Raw genomic sequence first — 17,848 nt, 5'->3', positions numbered from 1 at the left:
CCTTCTCTTTCAAGGACCGGTGGGGGTTGGCCACCGGACGTCTGGTGAGGGGGCGGTACGGACGAAGGCTCAGTGGTGCTCGGCGAGAGCGCCCTGAACGTAGGAGCAGGCCAGGAGGACGAAGACGTACGCCTGGACGGCCTGGACGAAGAGCTCGAACAGGATCATGACCATGGCCATGGCGAACGACACCGCACCGGCCGCGACAAGCCAGCTGTTCATCAGGTACCAGCTGGCGACCGTGAACATCACGAGCAGCAGGTGACCGGCGAACATGTTGGCGAACAGTCGTACGGCGTGCGTGAACGGCCGGACCAGGACGTTCGAGAAGAACTCGATGATCACGACGAGCGGAAGCACCGCTCCGAGCGACTTGTCGTAACCGGTGAGGTTCTTGAACCCGCCCACGAAGCCGTGCTTGCGGAAGGTCAGGATCATCCACGTCACGTAGACGATCCCGGCCATGGCGGCGGGGTAGGCGATGATCGACGTCACCGGGAACTGGGCGACCGGGACGATCGACCACAGGTTCATGATCCAGATGAAGAAGAACAGCGAGACCATGAGCGGGACGTACTTCTCGCCCTCGCGCTTGCCCAGCGTCTCGTAGACGATGCCGCGGCGCACGAAGTCGTAGCCGGCCTCGCCGACCATCTGGAGCTTGCCCGGGATCACCTTGGCCTTGCCGAACGCCGCCCAGAAGAAGCCGATCACCACGACAGTGGTCACCAGGGCGAGAAGCATCGGCTTGTCGAACTCGATGCCACCGGCCGTGAACATCGGCTTGAAGATGAAGGAGTTGAGGCCCGGCGACGGAAATCCGCAGCCGTTGTCAGCGAAGACGCGGCAACTCCAGTCAAAGGCGAGCGTGGTCTGGTCAGCACTCACCGCGGGCTCCTTCGGCGTGACGCATGGGTACGGCAACCTCGTTGTGTCGGCGCGGCATGCTGCCGCGGGTCGGCACCGGACTGGTGTTACGGATGTGAGGGCGGCTGGGGGGCTTCGAGCCTCGCAATTGAGCAGGCGTCAGCTCGGATACCCGCGCCCGCAATGCCGCAGTTGGCACCGGACGATAGCAGGAGATCTTGCATGCCCTTTTCTTGCCCCTGACTCTCACGACGTGTGCCCCGTCTTCTCACTCTTCTCGGAGTCCGGATCGACATAGAAGATCTTGGACTTCATGTGCGCGCGAGCCTGTGCGGCCATCCACACGACGGTCGCGACGACGAGCGAGATCGCGAACGCCCTGGCACTGAAGAGAGATGTGCCCTTGAAGAGGGCCACGAAGATCATGAGCAGCAGCAGCTGGGCGACGTAGAGCATCATCGCCATGCCCTGGAACAACTGCGGGAGCGTTTTTGCCACCCACTGCAGGACGTACAGACCGATTCCCATGAAGACGATCGCGAGTACCGTGCCGACAGCCGCACCGAGCGCACCCTTGCCACCCGCGACCCCAGCGCTGACGGCGACGGCAATCGCGCCGACAGCCGCTGTGGGCACAGCGGTCTGCAAGAGGTTCCGGGCGTCATTGGACGGCATGGCGGCAACTCCGCTTTCACAGGGGGCGGGGGGGTGTCGTCATGGACGAGCGTAGTCCCGGATCGAGAGGGGAACTCACGGCCAATGAACCGTCGCACTGCGGTCCTTCGGCTCTGTCCGGGGGTTCTCGTGAACCGTATCACAAACTATTTGATGCGGTCTTTACCTAGTTGGTGTGCTCGCTGTCACACATGAGAGTGGCAGTGCGCGTCTGTGCAAAAACCAGGTGCCTTTGTCTGGTATTGGGGAGCTTTACTCCCCCACGAGTTGGCAATGCTCTAGTCAGATTCTTACCTTGCCGAGGTCAGCGCGGCGTTCCGGCCTTGCGTCGGTCCAGGAAGCGCGATCGGGTGCTCAGGGCGGTCGCGCCGTTCACTCCCGTCACACCGGCGGCCACCGGAGGGCGCTGCTCCTCCTCGACCGTGGCCGACTGCGCCGGGGTCGACGCGGACTCGGCGACGGCCCTGCGGCGGCGGTAGCGCGGCGGCACGACGTGCTCGGCCCAGCGCGGGGCACGCGGCGTGAAGCGCGGCAGCAGGAGCAGCAGCAGACCGATCGAGCTGAGGAACACGACGCCCAGGACGATCCACATGGACGCCGAGTTGACCGAGTAGCCGAGCGCACCGAACGCGATCAGCGCCGACCAGAAGTACATGATCAGCACGGCCCGGCTGTGCGAGTGCCCGATCTCCAGGAGCCGGTGGTGCAGGTGCCCGCGGTCCGCGGCGAACGGCGACTGCCCCTTCCAGGTGCGGCGGACGATCGCCAGCACGAGGTCGGCGGTCGGCACCGCGATGATCGTCAGCGGCAGCAGCAGCGGAATGTAGACGGGCACCGTCTGGTGCACGGCCGCCTTCTCGGAACCGGTGAACAGCTTCAGCGCGTCCGGGTCGACCTGTCCCGTGATGGAGATCGCGCCCGCCGCCAGCACCAGGCCGATCAGCATCGAGCCGGAGTCGCCCATGAAGATCCGCGCCGGGTGCATGTTGTGCGGCAGGAAGCCGATGCACATGCCCATCAGGATCGCCGAGAAGAGCGTGGCCGGGGCGGCGGCCTCGATGCCGTACGAGTACCAGATCCGGTAGGCGTACAGGAAGAACGCGCAGGCCGCGATGCACACCATGCCGGAGGCGAGGCCGTCGAGGCCGTCGACGAAGTTCACCGCGTTGATGGTGATGACGACGAGTGCCACCGTCAGCAGGGTGCCCTGCCACTGCGTCAGCGCGACGTTGCCGACGGTCGGGATGGGCAGCCACAGGATCGTCAGCCCCTGCATGACCATGACGCCGGCGGCGATCATCTGGCCGCCCAGCTTGATCAGGGCGTCGATCTCGAACTTGTCGTCCAGGACGCCGATGAGCCAGATCAGCGCCGCTCCGGAGAGCAGCGCCCGCGGCTCGTTCGACTTCTCGAAGACCTCGCTGAGGTTGGTGAGGTGGTCGGCGACCAGCAGTCCGGCGCACAGGCCGAAGAACATGGCGATCCCGCCGAGGCGCGGAGTGGGCTCCCGGTGCACGTCACGGGCCCTGATCTGCGGCATGGCTCCGGCCACGATCGCGAACTTCCGTACCGGCCCTGTCAGCAGGTACGTCACCGCGGCCGTGATGCAGAGCGTCAGCAGATATTCACGCACAGGCTTCCCCACAGGTCTCGCTGGCCATCTCAGCCCCACACCCTAGCGACGGACGCATACGAGTGGGGACTTCCGGGTAGCGACGATGGTTGCACGCGTGCCTGTGCACGCAGGCCGCATCCAGGTGTACGCAGGTGCGTCTACCCCCGCTCAGCCGGTGTACGGCAGAAATCTACCGGTGAGCTCACGCACCTCGTCACGCGCCTTCTGGCTCTCGGTCCCGCCCCGCAACACTTCCGCGAGCAGCACGGCGATCCGGTCCATCTCCTCCTTGCCCATGCCCTGCGTGGTCACCGCGGCCGTGCCCAGCCGCAGGCCGCGGGCGTCGCCGTGCGGCAGTGCACAGCAGTCGAGCACCATGCCGGCCGCGGCGAGCCGGCCGCGCGCGGTGCGGCCGTCGACGCCGAGGGGGGCCGGGTCGGCGGTGATCAGGTGCGTGTCCGTGCCGCCGGTGGTCACGACCAGCCCCTGAGCCGCCAGCCCCGCCGCGAGCACCCGCGCGTTGGCGACCACCTGATGGGCGTACGCGGTGAAGGCCGGTGTCGCCGCCTCGCCGAACGCGACGGCCTTGGCGGCGATGGTGTGCATCTGCGCGCCGCCCTGGGTGAAGGGGAAGACGGCCCGGTCGACCCGTTCCGCCAGCTCGGCGCCGCACAGGATCATCCCGCCGCGCGGCCCGCGCAGCACCTTGTGCGTGGTCGCGCAGACCACGTCGGCGTACGGCACCGGGCTGGGCGCCGCGCCCCCCGCGACGAGTCCGATGGGATGGGCGGCGTCGGCGATGAGATACGCCCCGGCCTCGTCGGCGACCTCGCGGAAGAGGGCGTAGTCGATGTGCCGGGGATAGGCGATCGACCCGCACACGATCGCCTTGGGGCGGTGGGTACGGGCGAGCGAGCGCACCTGCTCGTAGTCGATGAGACCGGTCTCCGCGTCGACGCCGTAGCCGACGAAGTCGAACCAGCGGCCGGAGAAGTTGGCGGGCGAACCGTGCGTGAGGTGACCGCCGTAGGGGAGGCCGAGCGCGAGGACGGTGTCGCCGGGCCGCAGGAGCGCCGCGTAGGCGGCCAGTACGGCGGAGGACCCGGAGTGCGACTGCACGTTGGCGTGCTCGGCGCCGAACAGGGCCTTCGCGCGGTCCACGGCGAGGCGCTCGGCCACGTCGACGATCTCGCAGCCTCCGTGGTGCCGGGCACCGGGGTAGCCCTCGGCGTACTTGTTGGCCAGGGGTGAGCCGAGCGCGGACAGCACGGCGGGCGAGGAGAAGTTCTCGGCGGCGATGAGCTGCAGCGTCGTCGACTGCCGGTCGAGCTCACCGAGCAGGATCTCGGCCAGCTCCGGGTCCTGCCGGCGCAGGACATCGGCCTCGAGGGTATGGGTGACCGGCATGATGGGCTCCGGGGCGTCGACGGTGACGTACGACCAATGTAGGCCCGGGACCCGTGAGGTGCTCGGTTGTTACGCCCTTGCGGGTACACCGGTGAGCGCGGTGACGACCGGTTCCACCGCCTGGTGTATCTCGTCCCCGACGGACCGGAAGAAGGGCAGCGGGGCACCGTAGGGGTCGTACACCTCGTCCGCTTCCGCCGTCGGCGCCAGGAGCCACCCGCGTAGAGCCGCCGCCGCGCGGACCAGGGCCCGCGCGCGCGCGACCACACCCTCCTCCAGCGGGGGCAGGGTGGCCGGGTCGATCGCCCGCACCAGGCGGGTGAACTCCTTCAGGGTGAAGGTGCGCAGGCCCGCCGAGTGGCCCATGGAGATGACCTGGGCCCGGTGGTCGCGGGTAGCCGTCAGGACGAGGTCGGCCATGATGACGTGCTCGTCGAGCAGCTCCCGGCCCGTGAAGCCGGAGGCGTCCGCGCCGAAGTCGGCGAGGACCGCCTCGGCGTTCGCCTCCATGGGTGCGCCCTCGTGACCCCAGGTGCCCGCGCTCTCCACGATCAGCGCACCGCCCAGCACGCCGAGCCGCTGCGTCACGTAATGGCGGGTCAGCCGCTCGGTGATGGGCGAGCGGCACACGTTGCCGGTGCTGACGTGGAGGATGCGGAAACAGTCGCGTGGAAGCCCGACGAACGTCGTCGTGATCTCCGTGGCACGTTCCCCGTTGCCTATGCCACGCCCCGCGTCAGGGGCCGTCAATTCGCCACCTCGAGGTCGGGTACGACCTTCCGCAGCTCGTCCGCCGACAGCGCACCCGCACGCAGCAGCACCGGCACCGGGCCGGTGACGTCGACGATGGAGGACGGGACGTTGGCGGGCGTCGGGCCGCCGTCGAGGTAGACGGAGACGGAGTCGCCGAGCATCTCCTGCGCGGCGTCGCAGTCCTCCGGCGCCGGGTGGCCGGTGAGGTTGGCGGAGGAGACGGCCATGGGGCCGACCTCGGTCAGCAGCTCGATGGCGACCGGGTGCAGCGGCATGCGCACGGCGACGGTGCCACGGGTGTCGCCCAGGTCCCACTGCAGGGACGGCTGGTGCTTGGCGACGAGCGTGAGCGCGCCCGGCCAGAAGGCGTCGACGAGTTCCCAGGCCAGCTCGGAGAAGTCCGTGACCAGGCCGTGGAGCGTGTTCGGGGAGCCGATCAGCACGGGGGTGGGCATGTTGCGGCCCCGGCCCTTGGCCTCCAGCAGATCGACGACGGCCTCCGAGGAGAACGCGTCGGCGCCGATGCCGTACACGGTGTCGGTCGGGAGGACGACCAGCTCGCCACGACGGACGGCGGACGCGGCCTCGCGCAGACCCGTCGTACGGTCCGTCGCGTCGTTGGTGTCGTATCGCCGTGCCATGTCTAGCGGGCCTCCTCGTACACGTACTTCCGGGAAAGAGTCTGGGGGGTGCTCACGGCATCGCCTTGCGGGCCGTCGCGAACCGGGGGCGCCTGTTCAGGTCGGGGTGGTCGGCGGCGTCGGCCCAGCCCCGCTCCTCGGTGAAGATCCACGGCACCTGGCCGCCCTGGGTGTCGGCGTGCTCGATGACGACGACGCCGCCGGGGCGCAGGAGCCGGTGTGCGGTCCGCTCGAGCCCGCGGATGAGATCGAGGCCGTCCTCCCCTGAGAACAGGGCGAGTTCGGGATCGTAGTCCCGCGCCTCGGGAGCGACGTACTCCCACTCGGTCAGGGGGATGTAGGGCGGGTTGGAGATGACCAGGTCGACATGGCCGTCGAGGTCGCGGAAGGCGTCCAGCGCGTTGCCCTGCCGCAGGTCGACCCTGGACCCCTCCACGTTCTTGCGGGTCCACTGGAGGGCTTCCTCGGACAGCTCCACGGCGTGCACGCGGGAGCGCGGAACCTCCTGGGCGAGCGCGAGCGCGATGGCGCCGGAGCCGGTGCACAGGTCGACGATGCGGGGCTCCACGACGTCCATGGCGCGCACGGCGTCTATGGCCCAGCCGACCACGGACTCGGTCTCGGGGCGCGGCACGAACACGCCCGGCCCGACCTGGAGTTCCAGGTAGCGGAAGTAGGCCCGCCCGGTGATGTGCTGCAGCGGCTCGCGCTGCTCGCGCCGGGCGATGACCTCCCAGTAGCGGGCGTCGAAGTCCGAGTCCTTCACGGAGTGCAGCTCGCCCCGCTTCACGCCGTGCACGAACGCGGCGAGCTCCTCCGCGTCGTTGCGCGGCGAGGGCACGCCGGCGTCGGCCAGCCGCTGGGTGGCCTGTGCCACCTCTGCGAGCAGCAGGTTCACGCAAGTCCTCCGTGTCGTACTCGGTCGTGCGTACGTGCGCCTTACGCGGCTGCCAGCTTGGCCGCCGAGTCCGCGTCGACGCAGGCCTGGATCACCGCGTCGAGGTCGCCGTCCAGGACCTGGTCCAGGTTGTAGGCCTTGAAGCCGACGCGGTGGTCCGAGAGGCGATTCTCCGGGAAGTTGTACGTACGGATCTTCTCGGAGCGGTCGACGGTGCGGACCTGGCTGCGGCGGGCGTCGGCGGCCTCCCGCTCCGCCTCCTCCTGCGCCGCTGCGAGCAGCCTGGAGCGCAGGATACGCAGTGCCTGCTCCTTGTTCTGCAGCTGGCTCTTCTCGTTCTGGCAGGAGGCGACGACTCCGGTGGGAATGTGCGTGATGCGCACGGCGGAGTCGGTGGTGTTGACCGACTGGCCGCCGGGGCCCGAGGAGCGGTAGACGTCGATGCGCAGGTCGTTCGGGTTGACCTCGACGTCGACCTCCTCGGCCTCGGGCGTCACGAGGACACCGGCTGCGGAGGTGTGGATACGGCCCTGGGACTCGGTCGCCGGCACACGCTGCACGCGGTGCACGCCGCCCTCGTACTTCAGGCGGGCCCAGACGCCCTGTCCGGGCTCGGTGGCACCGTTCCCGCCCTTGGTCTTCACGGCGACCTGGACGTCCTTGTAGCCGCCCAGCTCGGACTCGGTCGAGTCGATGATCTCGGTCTTCCAGCCGATGCGCTCGGCGTAGCGGAGATACATGCGCAGCAGGTCGCCCGCGAAGAGCGCGGACTCGTCACCGCCGGCACCGGCCTTGATCTCCAGAATGACGTCCTTGTCGTCACTGGGGTCACGCGGGACCAGCAGCAGGCGCAGCTTCTCGGTGAGCTGCTCGCGCTGCTTCTCCAGTTCCTTGGCCTCGGCGGCGAAGTCCGGGTCGTCGGCGACGAATTCCTTCGCCGTCTCGATGTCGTCGCCGGTCTGCTTCCAGGAGCGGTACGTGGCGACGATCGGGGTGAGCTCGGCGTAACGCTTGTTGAGCTTGCGCGCGTTGGCCTGGTCGGCGTGGACCGACGGGTCGGCGAGCTTCGTCTCCAGGTCGGCGTGCTCACCGACGAGTTCCTCGACGGCCTCGAACATCTTGGGCTCCTGAAATGCGGAAAGAGGGGGAAGGCGGGCGACCAAAAACGCCGGTCCCGGCGCGCCTGTTTCAGGGCGCGGCCGTGGACCGGCGGATTGGAGCTCGCTACTTCTTGGAGCCGGCTGCAGCCTTGCCGAAGCGGGCCTCGAAGCGGGCCACACGGCCACCGGTGTCGAGGATCTTCTGCTTGCCCGTGTAGAACGGGTGGCACTCGGAGCAGACCTCGGCACGGACGGTGCCGCTGGAGATCGTGCTACGGGTGGTGAACGACGCGCCACAGGTGCAGCTGACCTGCGTCTCGACGTACTCGGGGTGGATGTCGCGCTTCAAGGTGTCTCCTAGTTTCGGGAGGGCGCCGGGTCGCAGCCGCGGGATGCGGAGGCGTGAACCGGAGCCGACGTACCAGTCTGCCAGGACTGGGGCCATCCCCCAAAACCGGGGGTTCGCGTGATCTATTCCCGACCGGAGCTGACGACGCCCTTGGCTTCGCCCGTGGCATTGCCCTCGGTGGCCGCCTTCGGGATCGGCCGGTCGTTCTTGAGGGCCGTCCACACCTGCTGGGCCTTCGACTTCTCGACGATCACGCGGTTCGGGTTCGCCGGGTCGTACCGGACCGGCATCGTGACCATGTGCATGTTCGAGGAGCCGATGCCCTTGAGTCCGTTCGCGAAGGACATCAGGGAGTTGACCGAGCCCAGCCTGGAGTCGGCCGTCACGGCCTTGGTGGCGGTGTCGGCGAGGTCGTAGAGCCGCTTCGGGTTGGAGAAGACGCCGATGTGCTTGACCTGGTCGACGAGTGCCTTGATGAAGGCCTGCTGGAGCTGGATGCGGCCGAGGTCGGAGCCGTCGCCGACGCCGTGCCGGGTGCGGACCAGGCCCAGGGCCTGCTCACCGTCGAGCTTGTGGCTGCCGGCCCTGAGGTTCAGATGGCTCTCGGAGTCCTTGATGTCCTTGGTCGTGGTGACCTGGACGCCGCCGAGCTCGTCGACGAGCTTCTCGAAGCCGCTGAAGTCGACCTCGAGATAGTGGTCCATGCGGATGTCCGTAATGGACTCCACGGTCTTCACCGCGCAGGTCGCTCCGCCGGTGGAGTACGCGGAGTTGAACATCACGCCGGTCGCGGCGTCATGGGTGACGCCCTTGCCGTCGGTGCACTCGGGGCGGTCGATGATGGTGTCACGGGGGATGGAGACCACGGAGGCCCGCTTGTGGCCCTTGTACACGTGCACGATCATCGCGGTGTCGGCGCGGGCGCTGCCGTCGTCCGCGCCGCCGCCGAGCTTCTTGTTCTTGCCGGAGCGGGAGTCCGAGCCGAGGACGAGGATGTTCTCCGAGCCGTTGTCCACCTTCGTCGGCCGTGAGGTGCCGAGCGCCGAGTCGATGTCGACGCTCTTGATGTTGCCGTTGAGCTTGAAGTACACGTATCCGGCCCCGGTGCCGCCGAGCACGACGATGCCCGCAGTGGTCCAGGCCGCGATCAGGAGACCTTTACGGCGCTTGCTGCGAGGCTTGCGGCGACGGCCCTTGGCGCTGTTGCGCGAGCCGTTGTTGCCGGGTTCTCCCGGTATGCCGGGTCCCGGCGTGCTCTCGGCGGACATGTGCTCCTCGTTCTCGTTACGGTCGGTTACCCCCTGCTTTCAGGGACAGGCCAGTCGGTACGGGATCCACGTCGTGCGCGTCGTACCGAACCATCGTCGCTCCGTACGGTCAGACGGAGGAACTCGAGACAGGGTTGCACAACGCACTGTGCCCAACCCGTGGAACGTTGGGCACAGAGCGTCACGAAAGTGCGCGGAGGTAACTCGCTCACCTGCTGTTTCAGCCGAAGAGGTCGTACTGCTGGAAACCGGTACCGACCGACACCCTTGTGGCAAAGATCTCTGTCGTGGCCTTACCGGTACCCTTGTACAGATAGAGGGTCCCTGAGGGCGTACGGGCCAGGAAGTCCGCCCGGCCGTCCCCGGTGACGTCGCCGACCGCGTCGAAGGCGTTGTAGCCGGTCCAGGCGCTGCGCACCTTGACGCGGGCCGAGAAGGCGCCCGTGCCGGACTTGCCGGTGCCCTTGTACAGGTACAGGTCCCCGTCGCTGCCCTTGCGGGCGAGCAGGTCGGTCTTGCCGTCGCCGGTGAAGTCGCCCTTGCCGCGCAGGGAGTTGTACTGGTTCCAGCCGGTGCCGACCTTCACCCGGGAGGCGAACGTGCCGTTGCCCTTGCCGGGGTAGATCCACAGGGCGCCGCCGGAGTCGACCGACAGCAGGTCCGGAAGATAGTCGCCGGTGATGTCGCCCGGCGCGACGATGCGGGTGCGGGTCCTCCAGTCGGTGAAGATCTTCGTCTTGGCCCATGAGCCGCCGGACGGCACGTAGTGCAGCCAGTAGACGTCGCCGCCGGCACTCTGGCGCACCACCATGTCCTGGTAGCCGTCCCGGTTCAGGTCGGACTGCAGGACGAGGTTGACGCCGTCGTACGACCCCAGGGAGATCCGTGCCGCCAGCGACGTGCCCTTGGAGTCCTTCTCGAACGCTTCCTTGGTGGAGGAGCTGCGCACGAACAGGTCGGCCTTGCCGTCCGTGTGACTGAGGTTGGCGTCGTCGACGTTCGCGTAGGCGGCGCCGACGTAGGTGCTGACCTTCGAGAAGACGCTGTAGTAGCCCTTCTCCACACAGTTCGCGACGCCCCACGACACGACGCCGACGATGCGGTTGTTCACGACCAGGGGTCCGCCGGAGTCCCCGTTGCAGGCCGCCTTGCTGCCGGTGTCGCTGCCGCTCTGCGAGCCGGCGCAGATCATGTGGCCCTTGACGTACCCGGTGCCGTAGACGCCGGAGCAGGTGCTGTCGGCGTGGATGGTCAGCGTGGTCGACTTCAGCGTCTCGGAGATGTCCTGGCTGGTGGAGCCGGTGCGCCCCCAGCCGTAGAGCCTGGCGCTGGTGCCGCCGGCGTACGAGGCGGTGTCGCCGGACGTCGTCATGCGCAGCGGCGTCGCCGTGACCGGGGAGGCCAGGGTGAGGACGGCGATGTCGTTGTTGATGGTCGTCGCGCTGTACGACGGGTGGTTCCACTGCCTGAGCGGCAGCGAGACGGTGCCGCCGTGCAGGTCGGTGCTGCCGGAGCTGTCGGTGGTCGGCAGCTGCGAGGTGCCCGTCAGGACGGCGCCGTAGGCCTTCCAGTCGTAGCTCTTGCCGTTCTCGTCCTTGACGCAGTGCGCGGCGGTGAGGATCTTCGTCGGCGAGACGACGGTGCCGCCGCAGAAGAAGCCGAGGTCGTCGCTCTCGTCGGCGGTGCCCCGGTCGTCGTAGTACCAGAGCTGCGCCATCCAGGGCGCCGAGGTGATGGCGGTGTCGGTGCCGCCGATGACGTACGGGCTCACGGAGGAGCCGGTCGTGCTCGCGCTGAGGGACGACTTCGGCGTCGCCTGCCCCGCGGTGCCGTCGGTGACGAGCGCGCCGGCGATGCGCTTCTTCAGCACGGTGGTCGAGACGGTGCCGGTGGCGGGCTTGACGGTCGGTGTCGGTACGGAGGACGCGGCGTTCGCCGACGAGGTCAGCAGCGCGGCGGCAACGGCCGCCACGACACCGGCGGCGGCGACGGGCAGGACAAGACGTATCCGGCGTCTGTGACGACCACTTCCGGACAGGGCTGTGGACAAGACTGTTCCCCCGGGGGCACAAGTGATGGGAGGGGCGCGCGAGTGCACCCCTCCCTATCAGCGCCAAAAGCCTGCCCTCCGTCACGCAAGTGGCGGAGGGCAGGCATTCAAGGGGCGCGGGGAACTGCGCGATCAGCCACGACGAACCCGCAGCCGACAAACAACAGCTACCTCAACGGCGACTAGTCACCGTTACCGGGCATCGGCGTCGTCTTCTGGATCTGGAGCAGGAACTCGGCGTTCGACTTCGTCTGCTTCATCTTGTCCAGCAGCAGCTCGATCGCCTGCTGCTGGTCGAGCGCGTGCAGCACGCGGCGCAGCTTCCAGGTGATGGCGAGCTCGTCGCTGCCGAGCAGGATCTCTTCCTTACGGGTACCGGACGCGTCGACGTCCACCGCCGGGAAGATGCGCTTGTCGGCGAGCTTCCGGTCGAGCTTGAGCTCGGCGTTGCCCGTGCCCTTGAACTCCTCGAAGATCACCTCGTCCATGCGGGACCCGGTGTCGACAAGGGCCGTCGCCAGGATGGTGAGCGAGCCACCGTCCTCGATGTTGCGCGCGGCACCGAAGAAGCGCTTCGGCGGGTACAGGGCGGTCGAGTCGACACCACCGGACAGGATGCGGCCGGAAGCGGGCGCGGCCAGGTTGTAGGCACGGCCCAGACGCGTGATCGAGTCGAGCAGCACGACGACGTCGTGGCCCAGCTCCACCAGGCGCTTGGCACGCTCGATGGCGAGCTCGGCGACCGTCGTGTGGTCCTCGGCCGGGCGGTCGAAGGTCGAGGAGATGACCTCGCCCTTGACCGACCGCTGCATGTCGGTGACCTCTTCCGGACGCTCGTCGACCAGGACGACCATCAGGTGGCACTCGGGGTTGTTGTGCGTGATCGCGTTGGCGATCGCCTGCATGATCATGGTCTTGCCGGTCTTCGGCGGGGCCACGATCAGACCGCGCTGGCCCTTACCGATCGGCGCGACGAGGTCGATGATGCGGGTGGTGAGGACGCCCGGGTCCGTCTCCAGACGGAGGCGGTCCTGCGGGTACAGCGGCGTCAGCTTGTTGAACTCCGGGCGGCCGCGCCCGGATTCGGCCGCCATGCCGTTCGCCGAGTCGAGGCGGACCAGCGCGTTGAACTTCTCGCGGCGCTCGCCGTCCTTGGGCTGGCGCACGGCACCGGTGACGTGGTCGCCCTTGCGCAGGCCGTTCTTGCGGACCTGGGCGAGGGAGACGTACACGTCGTTGGGACCCGGCAGGTAGCCCGACGTACGGATGAAGGCGTAGTTGTCGAGGATGTCCAGGATGCCCGCGACGGGGATCAGGACGTCGTCGTCGGCGAGCTGCGGCTCGGCGCCGCCGATCTCGTCACGGCCACGACGGCCACGACGGTCCCGGTAACGGCCCCGACGGCCGCGGCGGCCGCCATCGAAGTCGTCGTCGTCCTGCGGGCCGTTGTCGCGCTGCTGACGGTCCTGACGGTCCTGGCGCGCGCCGCCCTGCTGCTGCCGGTCCCCGCGGTCCTGACGGTCCTGGCGCTGCTGGCCACCGCCCTGGCCGCCCTGCTGCTCGTCGCCCTTGTTGCCGCGGCGGTCGCGGTCACCACGACCCCCGCGGTCGCGGTCCCGGCGGTCACGGCGGCCCTGGCGGCCGTCGCCGTCACCGGCGTCGCCCTGCGGCTGGCCCTGGGCCGGGTTCTCGGCCTTGGGCTCGCTCTTCGCCTCGGCGGCGATGGTCTCGGTGCTCGACGCCGGGGCGCCGGCCTCGGAGGTGGCGCGACGACGACGGCGCTCTGCGGGCGCGTCGTCTCCCGCACGCTCGGCCTCGCTCGCGCGAGAGGGGCCTCCGGCCGGCTGGCCGGGGATCTCGATCTGCTGCTGGGCCACGGCCTTCTCGGCCGGGGCGGCGGCCTTCTTCGCGGCGGCGGGCGCTGCGTCGTCGCCCGTACGAGCCTTGGAGGTGGCGCGGCGCTTGGGCTTGGTCTCGGCGGCGTCCTCGGCCTTGGGGGCCGCGGCACCGCCTCCCGCCTGCGCCTCCTTGATGACCTCGATCAGCTGGCTCTTGCGCATGCGCGCGGTGCCCCTGATGCCGAGGCCGGATGCGACCTGCTGCAGCTCTGCCAGCACCATGCCGTCGAGGCCGGTACCGCGGCGCCGCCGGGAGCCTGCACCGGTGGCAGGCGCGGAGGCGTCCGTGGCGGGCGCGGCAGCGGTCTCCTCGACACGTGCGCCCATCAGATCGGTGGTGTCGCTCACGAAGGGTCCTTCCCTGGAGCGGACGTCGGCCTGTCTGGCTCGGCGACCGGTTGTGCTTCCGGCTGCGGTCCTTGCTGTGTGGACCGTGCCGGGGCGGTGGTCCGCCAAAGGTGGCGGAGGCAATTTCTGGGACGGCGCTTCCCAAAGCCGTGACCGCGGCACCGAGTGTCGGTGTCACGTGGCCTGGTCGCACCTGTTCCGGAGCGTGCCCGGCAAGTCGCTCAGTGCCCGCGTACGAGGTACTGCCCGCGTACGTCGTACGGAACACAGTGCGGCTTGGGAGGCTCCCGGAAGAATGTCTGTCCCGGACGGGGACACGAAGCACCTCGCCATGGTGGGGTCGGGTGCAGACTTGAGATTAACACTACCGGATCCAACAAACATTCCCCCTCTCGAAATCCGGCAACCGCCGGTTTTTACATGTCACTGGAGGCTGCGAGCGGCAGCACACTCGCTCCCTGGGCGTCGAGTTCGAGCCGGTTGGCGGCCCACCCCTCGCCTGCCAGATGGGCGACCTTGTCGGCGCTGTCGGCGTCGGCCAACGCCAGCACGGTGGGTCCCGCTCCGGAGATGACCGCGGGGACTCCGTCGGCCCGCAGCCGCTCCACCAGCGCGGCGCTCTCCGGCATCGCGGGCGCGCGGTACTCCTGGTGGAGACGGTCCTCGGTGGCGGGCAGCAGCAGCTCGGGACGCCTGGTCAGGGCCTCGACGAGCAGGGCCGCACGGCCCGCGTTGGTGGCGGCGTCGACGTGCGGCACGGTGCGCGGGAGCAGGCCGCGCGCGATCTCGGTCAGGACCGGCTTTCCGGGCACGAAAACCACCGGAACGATGGAATCGGCGGCGTCCATCCTGATCGCACGTGCGGCGCCCGCCTCCATCCAGGAGAGGGTGAAACCACCGAGCAGACAGGCCGCCACGTTGTCGGGGTGGCCCTCGATCTCGGTCGCGAGCTCCAGCAGGGCCGTGTCGTCGAGCTTCGACTCCCCGCCTATGGTCACGGCGCGCGCGGCGACGATGCCGGCGCAGATGGCGGCCGAGGAGGAGCCCAGGCCGCGGCCGTGCGGAATGCGGTTGGCGCACACGATCTCCAGGCCGCGCGGCTGCCCGCCGAGCAGGTCGAAGGCGGTGCGCAGGGACCGTACGAGGAGGTGCTTCTCGTCACGGGGCAGCGTCTCGCTGCCCTCACCCGCGATGTCGATGAGCAGCCCGGTGTCGGCCACCCGGACCACGACGTCGTCGTAGAGTCCCAGCGACAGGCCGAAGGCGTCGAAGCCCGGGCCGAGGTTGGCGCTGGTGGCGGGGACGCGCACCCTTACGGCGGCGGCGCGGAAGGCGGGACCGGCCATCTCTCGATGACTCTCCTTGAGCTGCGTGATGGTCGAGGACATTCGATACGACGTCGGGTACGTACCAAGACCCTCAGGCCGCAATGACGGCGCGGCACCGTCCACATGCTCCATGTGCGGAGGCATATGCGGCGGGCGGGTTCAGTACAGCCTATCGAAGGATGCTTCCGTGGCGACATAGGGCGCACAGGAGGCGCACGATGCGCGCCGTAAGCCCCCTGTGCACCCCTTATAGGGAGTTCCCGGTCAGGCCAGACCGAGGCGCTCGGCCGCCGTCACCGCGTCGACCGGGACGGTGACCGGCTGCGGGGCGCCGGCGACGGCCCAGTCGGGGTCCTTCAGGCCGTTGCCGGTGACCGTGCACACGATCCGCTGGCCCGGGTCGACCTTGCCCTGCTCCGCGGCCTTCAGCAGTCCGGCGACGGACGCGGCGGACGCCGGCTCGACGAAAACGCCCTCCTGCGCGGCCAACAGCCGGTAGGCGCGCAGGATCTCACGGTCCGTCACCTCGTCGATGAAGCCGCCGGACTCGTCCCGCGCGGCCAGTGCGAACTGCCAGGAGGCGGGGTTGCCGATGCGGATCGCGGTGGCGATGGTCGACGGGTCCTTGACGATCTCGCCGCGCACGATCGGGGCACTGCCGGAGGCCTGGAAGCCCCACATGCGGGGGGTGTGCGTGGCGATGCCGTCGGCGGCGTACTCCTTGTAGCCCTTCCAGTACGCGGTGATGTTGCCCGCGTTGCCGACCGGGAGGACGTGGATGTCGGGCGCGTCGCCGAGCATGTCGACGATCTCGAAGGAGGCCGTCTTCTGGCCTTCGATGCGCACGGGATTGACCGAATTCACCAGCGCCACGGGGTAGTTGTCGCTCAGCGCGCGGGCGAGGGTGAGGCAGTCGTCGAAGTTGCCGTCGACCTGGAGGATCTTGGCACCGTGCACGAGGGCCTGGCCCATCTTGCCGAGCGCGATCTTGCCCTGGGGGACGAGAACGGCCGACACCATGCCGGCGCGGACGGCGTAGGCGGCGGCGCTGGCCGACGTGTTGCCGGTGGAGGCGCAGATCACGGCCTTCGCGCCCTCCTCCTTGGCCCGGGTGATGGCCATGGTCATGCCGCGGTCCTTGAAGGACCCGGTGGGGTTCGCGCCTTCCACCTTCAGGTGGACCTCGCAGCCCGTGCGCTCGGAGAGCACCTGCGCGGGCACGAGGGGCGTGCCGCCCTCGCGGAGCGTCACGACCTGCGTGGTGTCGGAGACGGGCAGCCGGTCCCGGTACTCCTCGATGATTCCGCGCCACTGGTGGGTCATTGCTGGTTACTCTCCTTCAACCCGCATGATGCTGGCGACACCCCGCACGGTGTCGAGCTTGCGCAGCGCCTCGACGGTCCCGCTCAGAGCGGCGTCGGACGCGCGATGGGTGACGACGACCAGGGAGGCCTCGCCGTTGTTGCCCTGCTGCCGAACCGTATCGATCGACACACCGTGCTCCGCGAACACGGTGGCGACCTGGGCGAGAACACCCGGTTTGTCCGCGACGTCGAGGCTGATGTGATAGCGGGTGACGACGTCACCCATGCCCGACACGGGCAGCGCGGCATACGCCGACTCGCCGGGCCCCGTTGCCCCGCTGAGTCGGTTGCGGCAGACGGCGACCAGGTCGCCGAGCACGGCGGACGCGGTGGGCGCACCGCCGGCACCGGGCCCGTAGAACATGAGCTGCCCACTCGCGTCGGACTCGACGAACACGGCGTTGTACGCGCCGCGCACGGAGGCGAGGGGGTGGCTCAGCGGAATCATGGCGGGGTGCACGCGCGCGGTGACCGATCCGCCGTCCTGGGCCCGCTCGCAGATGGCGAGCAGCTTGATGGTGCAGCCCATGTTCTTGGCGGAGGCGAAGTCCGAGGCGGTGACCTCCGTCATCCCCTCGCGGTAGACGTCGTCGAGGCGCACCCGCGAGTGGAAGGCGATGCCGGCGAGGATGGCGGCCTTCGCGGCGGCGTCGAAGCCCTCGACGTCGGCGGTGGGGTCCGCCTCGGCGTACCCGAGGGCCGTGGCCTCGTCGAGCGCCTCCTGGTACCCGGCTCCCGTGCTGTCCATCTTGTCGAGGATGAAGTTGGTCGTGCCGTTCACGATGCCGAGCACGCGGTTGACCTTGTCGCCGGCGAGGGACTCGCGCAGCGGGCGGATCAGCGGGATGGCACCGGCGACGGCGGCCTCGTAATAGAGGTCCTTGCCGTGCTCCTCGGCGGCGGCGTGCAGCGCGGCGCCGTCCTGGGCGAGCAGCGCCTTGTTGGCGGAGACGACGGAGGCGCCGTGCGCGAAGGCGGTGGTGATGAGGGAGCGGGCGGGCTCGATCCCCCCGATGACCTCGACCACCACATCGATGTCGCCGCGTTTGACGAGTGCGGTGGCGTCGGTGGTGACGAGGGAGGGGTCGATGCCCTCACGGACCTTGGAGGGCCTCCGTACGGCCACACCCGCGAGTTCCACGGGTGCACCGATCCTGGCGGCGAGGTCGTCGGCGTGCGTCGTCATGATGCGCGCCACCTCTGAGCCGACAACCCCACAGCCCAGCAGCGCCACCTTCAGCGGACGCGTACGCATCATCCGACCTCGTTTCCTCATACCGTCTACGG

Annotated in this window: 15 protein-coding genes; all 15 read right to left on the bottom strand. The window is 69.1% G+C overall.

The window, feature by feature from the left end:
- Positions 1 to 69 precede the first annotated feature (69 nt).
- Positions 70 to 888: a F0F1 ATP synthase subunit A gene (atpB, locus tag ACYUED_RS30420; RefSeq protein WP_266521605.1), complete on the bottom strand. Its 819-nt coding sequence runs from the start codon at positions 886 to 888 to the stop codon at positions 70 to 72.
- Between the two features lie 225 nt (positions 889 to 1,113).
- Positions 1,114 to 1,542: a Cg1360 family ATP-synthase-associated protein gene (locus tag ACYUED_RS30415; protein WP_491287164.1), complete on the bottom strand. Its 429-nt coding sequence runs from the start codon at positions 1,540 to 1,542 to the stop codon at positions 1,114 to 1,116.
- A 304-nt stretch (positions 1,543 to 1,846) separates the two neighbouring features.
- A complete protein-coding gene (locus tag ACYUED_RS30410) occupies positions 1,847 to 3,175 on the bottom strand; it encodes an MraY family glycosyltransferase (RefSeq protein ID WP_491287163.1) in 1,329 nt (442 codons plus the stop codon).
- 150 nt (positions 3,176 to 3,325) lie between these two features.
- A complete protein-coding gene (gene glyA / locus ACYUED_RS30405; RefSeq protein ID WP_491287161.1) occupies positions 3,326 to 4,564 on the bottom strand; it encodes a serine hydroxymethyltransferase in 1,239 nt (412 codons plus the stop codon).
- 69 nt (positions 4,565 to 4,633) lie between these two features.
- Positions 4,634 to 5,314: an arsenate reductase/protein-tyrosine-phosphatase family protein gene (locus tag ACYUED_RS30400; protein WP_491287159.1), complete on the bottom strand. Its 681-nt coding sequence runs from the start codon at positions 5,312 to 5,314 to the stop codon at positions 4,634 to 4,636.
- On the bottom strand, positions 5,311 to 5,958 hold the full coding sequence (locus ACYUED_RS30395; RefSeq protein ID WP_266684846.1) for an L-threonylcarbamoyladenylate synthase: 648 nt from the start codon (positions 5,956 to 5,958) through the stop codon (positions 5,311 to 5,313). Before ACYUED_RS30395 ends, ACYUED_RS30400 begins: the two co-directional genes overlap by 4 nt.
- A 52-nt stretch (positions 5,959 to 6,010) precedes the next feature.
- The gene (prmC, locus tag ACYUED_RS30390) at positions 6,011 to 6,856 is read right to left on the bottom strand and encodes a peptide chain release factor N(5)-glutamine methyltransferase (protein ID WP_491287157.1); all 846 of its coding nucleotides are present in this window, start codon (positions 6,854 to 6,856) and stop codon (positions 6,011 to 6,013) included.
- A gap of 41 nt (positions 6,857 to 6,897) precedes the next feature.
- The gene (prfA, locus tag ACYUED_RS30385; RefSeq protein WP_266521596.1) at positions 6,898 to 7,974 is read right to left on the bottom strand and encodes a peptide chain release factor 1; all 1,077 of its coding nucleotides are present in this window, start codon (positions 7,972 to 7,974) and stop codon (positions 6,898 to 6,900) included.
- 106 nt (positions 7,975 to 8,080) lie between these two features.
- Positions 8,081 to 8,305, bottom strand: coding sequence for a 50S ribosomal protein L31 (gene rpmE, locus ACYUED_RS30380; RefSeq protein WP_055625166.1), 225 nt, complete (start codon positions 8,303 to 8,305; stop codon positions 8,081 to 8,083).
- Between the two features lie 122 nt (positions 8,306 to 8,427).
- The gene (locus tag ACYUED_RS30375) at positions 8,428 to 9,573 is read right to left on the bottom strand and encodes an LCP family protein (protein WP_491287155.1); all 1,146 of its coding nucleotides are present in this window, start codon (positions 9,571 to 9,573) and stop codon (positions 8,428 to 8,430) included.
- 220 nt (positions 9,574 to 9,793) lie between these two features.
- Complete coding sequence (locus ACYUED_RS30370) at positions 9,794 to 11,623, bottom strand: trypsin-like serine protease (protein ID WP_491287152.1); 1,830 nt, start codon at positions 11,621 to 11,623, stop codon at positions 9,794 to 9,796.
- A 182-nt stretch (positions 11,624 to 11,805) separates the two neighbouring features.
- Positions 11,806 to 13,869 (bottom strand): transcription termination factor Rho, encoded by a 2,064-nt coding sequence (gene rho / locus ACYUED_RS30365; protein WP_491287149.1) that lies wholly within the window; start codon positions 13,867 to 13,869, stop codon positions 11,806 to 11,808.
- 416 nt (positions 13,870 to 14,285) lie between these two features.
- Entirely contained in the window at positions 14,286 to 15,215 is a 930-nt protein-coding gene (gene thrB, locus ACYUED_RS30360; RefSeq protein WP_491287147.1) for a homoserine kinase, read from the bottom strand.
- Between the two features lie 246 nt (positions 15,216 to 15,461).
- Positions 15,462 to 16,520 carry a threonine synthase gene (gene thrC, locus ACYUED_RS30355; RefSeq protein ID WP_491287145.1) on the bottom strand — a complete coding sequence of 353 codons (1,059 nt, stop codon included), beginning with the start codon at positions 16,518 to 16,520 and terminating at the stop codon, positions 15,462 to 15,464.
- 6 nt (positions 16,521 to 16,526) lie between these two features.
- The gene (locus ACYUED_RS30350; protein ID WP_491287143.1) at positions 16,527 to 17,819 is read right to left on the bottom strand and encodes a homoserine dehydrogenase; all 1,293 of its coding nucleotides are present in this window, start codon (positions 17,817 to 17,819) and stop codon (positions 16,527 to 16,529) included.
- Between the last annotated feature and the right edge of the window lie 29 nt (positions 17,820 to 17,848).

This window comes from Streptomyces sp. DF42 (genome assembly GCF_058267695.1).
This window is presented reverse-complemented; position numbering and strand designations above follow the sequence as displayed.

Bases quoted from the DNA above. Each gene is read 5' to 3' on its own strand.
- ACYUED_RS30375 (WP_491287155.1), bottom strand. From the start codon at position 9,573: ATGTCCGCCGAGAGCACGCCGGGACCCGGCATACCGGGAGAACCCGGC.
- ACYUED_RS30395 (WP_266684846.1), bottom strand. From the start codon at position 5,958: ATGGCACGGCGATACGACACCAACGACGCGACGGACCGTACGACGGGT.
- thrC (WP_491287145.1), bottom strand. From the start codon at position 16,520: ATGACCCACCAGTGGCGCGGAATCATCGAGGAGTACCGGGACCGGCTG.
- thrB (WP_491287147.1), bottom strand. From the start codon at position 15,215: ATGGCCGGTCCCGCCTTCCGCGCCGCCGCCGTAAGGGTGCGCGTCCCC.
- ACYUED_RS30350 (WP_491287143.1), bottom strand. From the start codon at position 17,819: ATGATGCGTACGCGTCCGCTGAAGGTGGCGCTGCTGGGCTGTGGGGTT.
- prfA (WP_266521596.1), bottom strand. From the start codon at position 7,974: ATGTTCGAGGCCGTCGAGGAACTCGTCGGTGAGCACGCCGACCTGGAG.
- ACYUED_RS30415 (WP_491287164.1), bottom strand. From the start codon at position 1,542: ATGCCGTCCAATGACGCCCGGAACCTCTTGCAGACCGCTGTGCCCACA.
- glyA (WP_491287161.1), bottom strand. From the start codon at position 4,564: ATGCCGGTCACCCATACCCTCGAGGCCGATGTCCTGCGCCGGCAGGAC.